The sequence below is a fragment of the Natronotalea proteinilytica genome, from assembly GCF_055379935.1.
Genome location: NZ_AP043947.1, coordinates 929,582 through 940,475 on the forward strand (window position 1 = coordinate 929,582; position 10,894 = coordinate 940,475).

General features: G+C 58.1%; 7 protein-coding genes. 5 read left to right on the forward strand and 2 right to left on the reverse strand.

All coding sequences use genetic code 11. From position 1 onward, the window contains the following. The first annotated feature begins 53 nt into the window (after positions 1 to 53). The 5 genes from truA to ACZ5AL_RS03935 all read left to right on the forward strand — a co-directional run bounded on the left by truA (position 54) and on the right by ACZ5AL_RS03935 (position 8,869). Positions 54 to 821, forward strand: a complete 768-nt coding sequence (truA, locus tag ACZ5AL_RS03915; RefSeq protein WP_464512311.1) for a tRNA pseudouridine(38-40) synthase TruA — start codon at positions 54 to 56, stop codon at positions 819 to 821. A gap of 95 nt (positions 822 to 916) precedes the next feature. Continuing rightward, the gene (locus tag ACZ5AL_RS03920) at positions 917 to 1,405 is read left to right on the forward strand and encodes a hypothetical protein (RefSeq protein WP_464512313.1); all 489 of its coding nucleotides are present in this window, start codon (positions 917 to 919) and stop codon (positions 1,403 to 1,405) included. Between the two features lie 227 nt (positions 1,406 to 1,632). Beyond that, positions 1,633 to 4,023, forward strand: a complete 2,391-nt coding sequence (locus ACZ5AL_RS03925) for a TonB-dependent receptor (protein WP_464512314.1) — start codon at positions 1,633 to 1,635, stop codon at positions 4,021 to 4,023. A 650-nt stretch (positions 4,024 to 4,673) separates the two neighbouring features. After that, the gene (locus ACZ5AL_RS03930; protein ID WP_464512315.1) at positions 4,674 to 5,783 is read left to right on the forward strand and encodes a flavin monoamine oxidase family protein; all 1,110 of its coding nucleotides are present in this window, start codon (positions 4,674 to 4,676) and stop codon (positions 5,781 to 5,783) included. A 104-nt stretch (positions 5,784 to 5,887) separates the two neighbouring features. Further along, the gene (locus ACZ5AL_RS03935) at positions 5,888 to 8,869 is read left to right on the forward strand and encodes a DNA polymerase domain-containing protein (RefSeq protein WP_464512316.1); all 2,982 of its coding nucleotides are present in this window, start codon (positions 5,888 to 5,890) and stop codon (positions 8,867 to 8,869) included. A 520-nt stretch (positions 8,870 to 9,389) separates the two neighbouring features. Here ACZ5AL_RS03935 and ACZ5AL_RS03940 read toward each other — a convergent pair. Continuing rightward, on the reverse strand, positions 9,390 to 9,662 hold the full coding sequence (locus ACZ5AL_RS03940) for a DUF433 domain-containing protein (protein WP_464512318.1): 273 nt from the start codon (positions 9,660 to 9,662) through the stop codon (positions 9,390 to 9,392). Positions 9,663 to 9,848: 186 nt separating this feature from the next. Next, positions 9,849 to 10,595: a hypothetical protein gene (locus ACZ5AL_RS03945; protein WP_464512319.1), complete on the reverse strand. Its 747-nt coding sequence runs from the start codon at positions 10,593 to 10,595 to the stop codon at positions 9,849 to 9,851. Positions 10,596 to 10,894 lie beyond the last annotated feature (299 nt).

Sequence of the window (10,894 nt, forward strand, 5' to 3'; positions counted from 1 at the left end):
AGCGCCCCATCCGCGAAATAGCATTCTTGTATGTACTGAACACCGGTTCGTTTATGCCCCGCTTGCGTCTCTGTATCGAATACGACGGTACCAATTTTCACGGCTGGCAGGTGCAGCCGGAGGTCGATACGGTGCAAGGCGCTTTGGAGGAGGCGCTCGATACGGTGCTGGCCACAAGTCCGCGCCTTACCGGCTCGGGCCGCACCGATGCAGGCGTGCACGCCCGGGGACAGGTGGCGCATGTAGACGTTCCGTCCGATACCGACCCCCATCGCTTGCGCCGGAGTCTGAACGGACTTACGCCCAGTGGCATTGCGGTGCGCCGGGTGGAACGCACCCATGCGGATTTCCACGCGCGGTACGATGCTCGATGGCGACGGTATCACTACTATCTGTGCACACAGCCGCGTGCCCTTGACCGACACACGCGCACGCACGTACGCCCCGTGCCCAACTTCGACGCGATGCGCCAGGCTGCGTCTGATTTGCTGGGCGAACAGCACTTTGGTGCCTTCTGCCGGGTGCAGTCTGACACACAGAACCGCGTGTGCACGCTTCGCCATGTGCAGTGGGTGCAGGAAACGCCGCACGGCGACTGGCGCTTTGAAGTGGAAGGCTCGCGCTTTCTACACGGCATGGTACGGGCCATCGTAGGTACGCTGATCGACATCGGCCAGGGGCGCCGTCCGGTAGACGATCTGCCGCGTATCCTCGAAACCCAGGATCGGCGCGAAGCAGGACCTGCAATGCCGTCCGAAGGATTGGTGCTTGAGCGTGTGATGTACGAAACAGACCTTAGGAAACCGACCAAAACGCACTAATCTCGTCTCCCTTAAGTCTTTACGCCCTCTTGGAATCCTGGAAGGACGGTGTGTATATCTATGCGTAGCGTAGTTTATAGTCCGAAATTAAGCCTATGCGCTGGCTTCGCCCCCATACCGATGGTCCAACGCTGCCCGCTCTGGGTGTCGTGGTTTTGGTATGTGCGCTCATGATGAGTGGGCCGCTGGGCAATTGGACCCATCTGGCGGGCTACCTGACGGTTGGAGCGCCTGTAACGTGTCCTCATCATCACGACGGTGCCCATGTGTGTCCGCACCACGCGGCCATGGCAGCGGCACAGGCGAATGACGACATGCCGCCGATGCCTGATGGGGCGGTCTACTGCCCCGATCATCCGCCGGAACAGACCGAGGCTATTTCCGAGGATGGGCACCAAATTCGATGCACGTGTGACCATGACGGTGAAGGCCCGAATAGCGCAGTTATTGTGCTCGATAAGTTCGTGCTGACGGCCCTTGCCGAGCCGACGCGTGCCCTGTACACCTACGCTCTGTATCGCACTTCAAATACACTCGGACCCACCGTGTGGGCCGACGACATTTTCCATCCACCCCGGGGATAACGACGACGCACTGGGTTGGGCATGCCCCTGCACATCCATTTAATGGGTGAGCTATATCAACAGCACAGATCGCTGCCGCGCAGCGTCCTGGCAGAGGAATGTCATTGCAGACCGTTTTGGACAACCATTCACGGGTGTCCAGCGGAAGCCATCTCAGCGCGTCGTGGCTCGCACAGAGCATACTGATCCGATCTCTTTGTTTTGATCCGTTATCCCTGTATATCATTATGGATACGCAACATACCCGTGCGTTTGCACGCCTCTCGTTTATCTTTTACCTGCTTCTTGGAAGCGCCCTGATGGGTAGTTTTTCGCCAGGGGCCCTTCATGCACAAGCAACCGGCATGCTGACAGGCGAAGTCGTAGATGCCGAAACCAACACCCCCATTCCCAACGCCAATATTACGATCATCGACACGGATCGTGGAGTCGCTACAAACGCGGAGGGGCAATTTGAACTACGCAATCTGGCTCCGGCTACGTACACGGTGCGCGCCAGTGCCATAGGCTTTGTGGCGGAAGAGCGCGACATTACCATTGAGGCAGATGCCTCGGTCAGCGTCTCGTTTGAGCTGCGCTCCGATCGTGTTGCACTTGACGAGGTTCAAGTGATGGCTACGCCGCTGGAAGAACGCCTCACCACGAGCATAGGCATTGGCGAGTTGGAGGGGGCTTCCATCCAGGATCTAGCCGAAGGGCTCCAGACCGTGCCCGGTATCAACTTGCAGCGGCGCGGTGGACTCGGACTCGACCCGAATGTGCGTGGACTCACGGGCACGCAAGTTTCTACTTTTGTGGATGGCATGCGCAGCTTCGGCGGCGGGCCCGCCCGCATGGATACGCCGTTAAGCCATGTAGATCCGGGCAGTGTGGAGCGCATGGATGTGGTGCGTGGTCCCTACGCGCTTGCCCAGGGGCCCAGCTTGAGCAGCATCCGTGTTCACACGCAAGCTGCTATCCCCGACACGCCACTCACGGGGACACTCCGCACTGGTTTTGCCAGCAACCGGAATGCGTTTGACACGAGCGGACGTGTGTTAGGCCGCTCCGGACCCGTGTTCTACGATGTGACTGCTGCCTACCGGGAAGGAAGTGACTACACAGCTGGAGATGGCACAAACGTTCGTGGCGAGTTTGACTCTGCAGAAGTACGTGCACGGCTAGGCGTAGACCTCAATGATGCATCCCGGCTAAGTGGTCAGTTCAGCTTTCAAGACCAGGGTGAAATTTCCTACCCCGGGCGCCCGCTCGATGCGGTCTACTTTGAAACCCTACGTGGTTCACTGACCTACGCGTGGGCCGGCACTGGTGCGTTGAAGCGCGTGGAAGCGCAAGGTTACGGCTATCAGACGCTGCACCGCATGAACAACGATAACAAGCGAACGGCCCAGCCGCCGATGGGACCGCAAGAGACGGGGCTGTACATAACAAACGACACCGAAATCGCGACGATTGGTGGACAGGTCAACGCTGGGGTGCAGTTGGCGCCTGACTTCACGCTCGATTTTGGCACCAGCGGATATAGTGCGTTTCGCACTGCCACACGCGAGCGCGGCCCCCGAACGGAAGAAGGAGAGCAAGGCATGGTTATGCACACCGACATCGTCTGGCCCGATGTGCGCACTACGGAAATAGGCGGCTTTGCCAAACTGGAACGGTTGTTTGGCGATGCGCAGGCCACTGTTACCGGACGCCTTGATGTGGTGAACAGCGACCCCCAAAACATCGGGGACGGCTTTCTTGATCGTGCAGAGGCCGCACGCGGAATCACGCTTTCGGATGACCTCGCCGAAACTGACGTGCTCTGGAGCATCGCCGCCAGCGGAACGCTACCCCTCATCGATCCGCTTTCGATTACAGCAGGCGTAGGCTCCTCAGCCCGTGCGCCTGAAGCACTAGAGCGCTACGGCGATCGTATGGGAGCCACGCGCACGCAGCGGGGCAACGAGTTTATGGGCAATCCCACGCTCAACCCCGAGCGGACCTACCAGGCTGACCTGAGCCTGGAGGCCACTACGCTTCGCTTCAATGGGTCAATCACCGGATTTGTGCGCCATCACGATGATTACATCACCATCGTAGAGGCGCCGGGTGTTGATTCGGCGCTTCCTCTCACGCCAGATATGGTGTTCGGCTATGCCAATGGCGAGGCGACATTCTGGGGCCTCGAAGCGACCGTATCCGCTCAAGTGCATGAAACGCTTCAGCTACGCACCAGCGGGGAGTACCTGTGGGGCCGCGACGCGTCGTTTGTAGAGGATGAGCCTGCATACGGGGTGGCTCCTGCTCAATTGCGCATGGGCGCTCGCTGGATGCCTGTGGGTGACACGTTCTTCCTCGACGGATCGCTCCGGGCCGTAGCCGAGCAAACGCGGGTGGCCACCATCCGCAATGAAGGCGAAACCGACGGGTTCACGACGGTGGATGCAACTGCTGGACTTCGTCTTCCGGGCAATGTCGATCTACAAGCAGGCGTGACCAACCTGTTCGATACGACGTACCGTGAGCATTTGAACGCTCGCGCCTTTGGTTTCGATGCGTTAGCTGTTGAACAAGATCGGGACTTTGTTCCTGAACCCGGCCGCAGTCTCTTTGTGCGGCTGCAGTATGCTTTCTAACGAGAGCCTACATGCCTGGTATCATATAGCTGCCCCCGATGGATACCTTCCGTTGGGGGCAGTTTTTGTGTGGTAGCGCATGGCTTTTGTCTTTCTTTTTTTTCTTTATCAATCCTTCGTTTATGTTTGTGTCCGGATAAACACAGAAAATGCGCATGGGGGTAACGAGCACGGACCGAACGGTTTTATTCCTACAGGTCTTGGCTCATCAGGGTCGTTGCATGAGGGCGCAATCATTGGCTAACTGATTGCGCGGTTAGGTGAGGCTCTGCTGGACGTACTCTGTCTAGTCCAGTTTGTCACTTTGTACCCTTTGCGTCTTGCTGTGCGGTGCACAGTATGACGCAACACGCGCAGTGCCTTCCACGGGGGACGGGAAGGGCTGCGCGTTTTTTGTTTGGGTGAACATGTCTTTAGGATAGGAGGATAGAATAGGTCTGTAAGTGAGATCGGGTTGAAGCTACGCAACCAGGGTGTTCATGGCATCGTCAAACATGATGGGTTTGGATATGCATACCATGTGCCCCCAGTCCATCTTATTGATGTTCGTGTTACCACCAGGATGGTGATTCGAACATCAAGAGAGCCGCCGGGTGTAGAGCCCCAATATTCTCATACTCCAGACTGCAAACGAATCCTATCGATCATTTATGCACAGTGCTGCTCCTATTGGCGTCGTCGGTGCCGGACTCAGCGGACTCATTGCCGCCATGCGGCTGCACAGTGCTGGACATGAGGTTATCGTATGGGAGACCCGCGACCGGATTGGGGGGCGCACATGGAGTCCAGCTATCGGTCCCAATTCAATGCAACTGGATCTGGGGGCCGCCTGGCACTGGGCTGAGCACACCCGGGTGCAGGGCCTGGCGGAGGAACTGGACATAGAGCGTATCGTGCAGCACGAGCCTGGCACCGCGCTTTATGAGCCTCATGCCGAGCAGCCGGTGCAGCGCTTTCCGTGGCCCGAAACCCCGCCGCACTCATGGCGCCTGCAGGGGGGCACCCACGCACTGGTCCGAGAACTCGCCGCACAACTCCCCAGTGGCACGGTGAAGCTCGGCCATCACGTCACCGCTGGGTGTCAGACCGATACAGGCGTGCAGGTGCAGATTGATAGCTCCGACGGCTCGTCATCTGCAACCGTTGCGCGTCTGATTGTAGCCGTGCCGCCCCGACTTGTAGCGCACACGATTGACTTCGACCCGGCTCTTCCCGACACGCTTACTTCGGCCCAGCGCAAAACGCCCACATGGATGGCCGCCTCAGGAAAAGCCGTAGCTACGTTTGGGGATGCGTTCTGGCGGCGGCAGGGCATCGATGGGAGGGTTGTGAGCCATGCGGGTCCGGTAGCCCACTGGCACGATGCTGTGGCGCCCAATGGACGTGCCGCACTCGCGGGCTTTTTGCATCCCACCGGGCTGCAAACCCTTGCTACCAACGAACGCGAGGCGCTGCACAACGCCATTCGCAAGCAGCTTGCGCACTGCTTCGGGGACGATGCCCCCACGCCGACGGCTATCGCCACAAGCAACTGGCGCACTGATCCTGCAACCACGCCGCCTGGTGCTGATCCACTCTATGTTGAGCATCCTCCTGCACCGCCAGCTGTCCTCACCCAGCCGCACTGGAACGGACGCCTGGTGTGGGCCAGTGCCGAAACGGCCACCGAGCACCCCGGCTATCTTGATGGAGCCATCGAGGCAGGCGAGCGGGCTGTGCAGCAGGTGCTCGAGGCAGCATCCTTAGTACTCGACCGCTGATGTAGGGTCTCGCTACCATGTAGCTTAAACGGAGCAGCCGGCACCTCCTGCCCGTCCAGCGGTTTATCCTGTGCGCATCCCCCTGAATCTGGTTCATAGATTACATGGCCACGCCTGCTCCAGATACCTCCGATGCCACGCTCTACGGCCATGACGATACGCCCCGCATTGTGGATGTGCAGCCGCTGCTGAACCGTTCCTCGCGTGAGCAGGCTCTGGTGCGAATCTATCAGCGTAGCGAACACGGCGCGGAGGTGCTCACCGACGATGCGCCGCTGTATCCGTTCTTCTTTATCTCGGATATCGGGCTGCTCCGCCACCGCCGCGACACCTTTCGCGCCTCACGCCTGCAGGGCGGCGGATTTTTCGAGCACGTCGTTGTGTTCTCGTGCTGGCAGGACTACTACGAGGCCATCCGCCACGTGAAGCGCCAGACCGACAGCGACCAGCGGCAGCCTGAGGAGCTGTATCTCATCACCGATCCGGTGCAGCAGTACCTCACGCAGAGCGGACGTACCTGCTTTAAGGACATGACGCTCGACGACCTGCATCGTCTGCAGCTCGACATTGAGGTGATCAGCGACGGTTCGTTTCCCAACGCCGACCGTGCGAGCGACGAGGTGGTGATTGTAGCGCTCACCGACAACCGGGGCTGGTCGGAGGTGCTGCATCAGCGCTCCGGGGTGTCGGAGGCGATGCTGCTGCGCGAGGTGGTGCACACGATCAACGAGCGCGACCCGGATGTTATCGAGGGATACAACATATTTGCCTTCGATCTGGCGTATCTGCTGGATCGGTGCACCCTGCACAACGTCGAGTTCGCGATCGGACGCGATGGGTCGGTGCCGCGCACGTTTGACAGCAGCATGCGGTTTGCGGAGCGCACGGTCGACTTTCCGGCGATGGATATTGCCGGACGCCATGTCATAGACGCCTATTTTCAGGTGATGGCCTTCGATGTGTTCAAACGCGACCTCCCGGACTACAGTCTCAAGACCGCTGCTCGCTACTTTGGCTTTGCGCCTGAGGACCGCACATACATCGCGGGCGAAGACCTGACCGAGGCGTGGCACACCGACCGCGCGCGGCTTCTGGATTACGCACTCGACGACGTGATTGAAACCGGACGGCTGGCCCGGCACCTCTCCGGATCTACCTTCTATCTAACGCAGATGCTACCCATGACTTACGGACGGGCGGCACGGCGCGGCCCCGCGGCGAAGATCGAATCGCTCTTTGTGCGCGAGTACCTGCGCCAGCGCTACGCCTTGCCACAGAGCAACTGGGGCAGTCAGTCGATGGGCGGCTACACCGACATCTTCCGCACGGGTGTCATCGGCCCGGTGGTGTACGCCGATGTGGAGAGCCTGTACCCCTCCATTATGCTAAACTACGACATCCAGCCCGCCGGCGACGCGCTCGATCTCTTTCCGCGTCTGCTGGATCGCCTCACCACGCTGCGCCTCGACACCAAATCCGCCATGCGCTCCGCCGAGGACGAGGAGGTGCAGAGCGAGCTGGATGCGCGGCAGTCCTCGTACAAGATTTTGATAAACTGCTTCGACCCCGAAACGGAGATCATGACCGTGCAGGGTCCGAAGAATGTGCGCGACGTGTCGGTTGGCGATCGGGTCTATTCGTTCAACCCTGACACGCTCGAAGCCGAAATCAAGCCCGTAACGCATGTGCACCACCAGCCGATGTACCGGGGCGAAATGGTCCGCCTGAAGAATTATCACGTCGACTTTCTGGTGACGCCCAATCACCGCCTCCTCACCAACCGCGTGAATGGCTACCGAGAGACGGGCTATCAGTGGGTCGAGGCGGGTGATCTTTTTCGGACAACGTGCTGCCACTATCTTCCACCACAGGCAGTCCTTAACCACGAGGATGTCATTGCGAGGCGCCCTGGGCGCCGAAGCAATCTCATGCCTGATGAACTGGAACTGCTCCACGGGCAACAGCACAAGATCGCCGCGTCTGTCGCTGCGCTCCCTCCTCGCGATGACACCCTCGGACGTATTACCCCGTGTGTTGAACCCGCTCATCACTCCACGGTCGATTACGAAGGCTCCATCCACTGCGTCACCGTTGCCGACAACCACACCGTGCTTGCAGGGCGCAACGGCACATTCAACTGGATCGGGCAGAGCTTCTACGGTATGCTTGGATTCAGCCTGGCTGCCTTCAACGACTTTGCCGAGGCCGACCGCGTCGCTCGCATCGGGCAGGACCTGGTACAACAGATCATCGATGTGATTCGCGAGCGCGGCGGCACGGTCGTGGAGGTGGATACCGACGGCGTCTTCTTCGTGCCGCCCGAGGGCGTCCGCGGCGCAGAGGCGGAGCGGGACTTCACGGTCGGCCTCACCGACGCAATGCCGGAGGGGATTCGCATCGGATTCGACGGGCGCTACAAGAAGATGCTGTCGTACAAGAAAAAGAACTACGCGCTCCTCACCTACGAGGGCGACCTCAAGTTCAAAGGCTCTTCGCTCATCTCACGCTCGAACGAGCCGTTCGGGCGCACCTTCGTGCGGCGCGCCATCCGTCGCTTGCTTGACCACGACATCGAGGGGTTGCATCAACTTTATCTGGATACGCGGCAGCGCATCATCGACCGCACCTGGGAGCAGGGCGTGGACAGCTTTGCCTGCACCGAAACCCTGAAGACCAGCGTCGAAGAGTACGAAGCCGCGGTGGAAGCCGGGGATCGTCCGCGTGCAGCCACTTATGAGTTGGCGATTCAGCGCGAAGAGGAGACCGGGCAGCCCGTGCGCGTGGGCGACCGGATTTCGTACTACATCACCGGCGAGTCGGCCAACGTGACGGCGTTCAAGCACTGCGCTCGCGCCGAGCAGTGGGACCCAGACGACTCCGAAGCACCCAACGAGAACACCGCTTACTACCTGAAGCGTCTCGACGAATTCGCCCGCAAGTTCACCCCGTTCTTTCGCGAGGAAGACTTCGACCTGGTCTTCTCGCCCGAAGATCTGTTTGGCTTTTCAGCAGAGGGCATCGAACTGGTGACCAAAGTACATGAGTCCGAAGAGGACAGCGAGGCAACAACGGAGGTGCCGTTTTAGAGGAGGGGTGACTTTGTGAAGCGCGGGCTCGTCGCCTGCAGCGTTGGATTTTGTGGAGCTTTGCGTTGGTATCGCTACTTTGGTTCGTAGAAACGGTCGAATACCTTGCTCGCATAGCCCACGCTTCAGCCCCTTGTCACCTGTAGCGACGTGCTTATATGGATTAGCTCGATTTAGAAGGGAAAAGCTTTATGTACACACTCCCTTGATCGACTGCAAGCAATCCTTTGCCTTCTTCTTCATCTTGTCGCTTATCTGATATTTATTATACCGGGCCGTCCAAGACGTATTCTTCAACCAGTTGTATTCGCCTGCAACTGAAATTAGATGTCTGTAGACTAGATCAGACCTTAGTTTATGCTTTATGGATCCATCCAGATTCTCAATAGGAAAAATTTCGTGCTCAACGAAATGTATGGCGGAATAGAAGGCGGTAGTCACAACCCAGTCATTAAAACCGCCTTCATCGACACATTTACAGACTCTTTCATTGTGTAACGCGTGGTCTAAAGGCGCTTGGTTACTCATCTTCCTCGGGATATGAAAAGCTAAAATCGTCTGCGAGATTTTTTTCTTCAGAGGTGTTTGCGCGTACCAACTCTTCCTGAGCAAGATCTAAAAATGCCTTGGCTTGCTCACGCTGCACAGAGGGGAAGTCGTCGAGGAATTCCTCCAGCCGCTTTCCATGCTTAAGGTGCTGAATAAGCGAATCCACTGGAACGCGCGTGCCGGTAAAGACCGGTGTCCCGCCGAGAATATCGGGGTCGCGATGGAAGATCTGATCACGGTCCATAGCTGCGCCTCAGTGATTAATGAGTCCTTCAAAAATGAGGCGCGTTTCTTGTTTGGTTTGAACTATAGCCATAACAATTAGAAAACAGCTGCCGCTCGCGGATGTTGCCACGCACCATAACGTGGACATTCAGCCGAGACGGGCTATCCGACGGCGCGCAGCCCGCGGAGAGTTTTCAGACGCTGCCTAATCTGCCTGGTCTTCTCCTTTCTGAATATTGACGCGATAATGTGTGTAGGAATCGGACCGTCCCGGTTCTAGCCGCTTCTGTAGCATCTCCAACTGAAATGTATCTTCATCAACCCACAGGGAGCGCACGGGCCCTCCCATCTCTCTAGATCGAGCCCTCCGTCCGGTTCTGAATTTTATACTTCCTGTTCTGAAATGGATCACTTCATTGAACCAGCCTTCTCTCACAGCGAACAACTGCAATCCCTTTGGTGACCATCCCGAAACCGTATCGCCCCCCATCGTAATGAACCACTTCCCGTTTGGTGAGAAGATAGGGGGACCAAACGCAACAGCGACTTCCCCCGTCCCACGCGCTACGACCACGTACCGCCTGTACTTATTCTCCCGGGACTCAAATAGGACAAGTTCATGCTCGGGATAGTAATCTGCCAGCGAAAACGAGGCGTAGGGGGTTGAACTGTGAGCCTTTGGGTCAACGTAGACGGTATCGGTACCTGCAAGATCGGGGTTGTTATCTGTTAAGGCGATCTTCCACACTCCTCCAACTTTCTTATCCTCGCTCGGCGGTTTCAGAAAGGAGTAATCGGTTGGCGAAACCGAATCGGGAAGAGACGGAGGGTCAGGATACTCAAGTGAATCGGTCTGGGCGACCTGCAGGTAATAGGTGCCTCGATCAATCGGAGGTGGATAGGCATCAGGGAGATCCTGCCCCAAAACCAGGATCGGAATCGCGTTGATCAAAAAAGCGAGGGCGAATTTTCTCATCGATATGGTCTGTCTGTGAGTTGTCGCATAACCTATCCTCAAACCAACCCACGTCACATATCACACATCAAGAAAGTCCGCGCAACACCCTGGCATGACTATGCGATGGGCGATGTCGGCTCGGTCTTATGTCAAGAGGTTGGACTAAACGCAATATGCCGGGTTTATGGGATCTGGATGCTGATTTAGTATAGTACAGCAGCGCACCGGGTGCAAGCATTATGGGAGGCGCGCATGGGGGGCGGGCCTGCTCCCCGCGTGCGCTTTCCACATCC

Coding starts and splice junctions, on each gene's coding strand:
- ACZ5AL_RS03935 (WP_464512316.1), top strand. CDS start 5,888: ATGGCCACGCCTGCTCCAGATACCTCCGATGCCACGCTCTACGGCCAT.
- ACZ5AL_RS03920 (WP_464512313.1), top strand. CDS start 917: ATGCGCTGGCTTCGCCCCCATACCGATGGTCCAACGCTGCCCGCTCTG.
- truA (WP_464512311.1), top strand. CDS start 54: ATGCCCCGCTTGCGTCTCTGTATCGAATACGACGGTACCAATTTTCAC.
- ACZ5AL_RS03940 (WP_464512318.1), bottom strand. CDS start 9,662: ATGGACCGTGATCAGATCTTCCATCGCGACCCCGATATTCTCGGCGGG.
- ACZ5AL_RS03930 (WP_464512315.1), top strand. CDS start 4,674: ATGCACAGTGCTGCTCCTATTGGCGTCGTCGGTGCCGGACTCAGCGGA.
- ACZ5AL_RS03925 (WP_464512314.1), top strand. CDS start 1,633: ATGGATACGCAACATACCCGTGCGTTTGCACGCCTCTCGTTTATCTTT.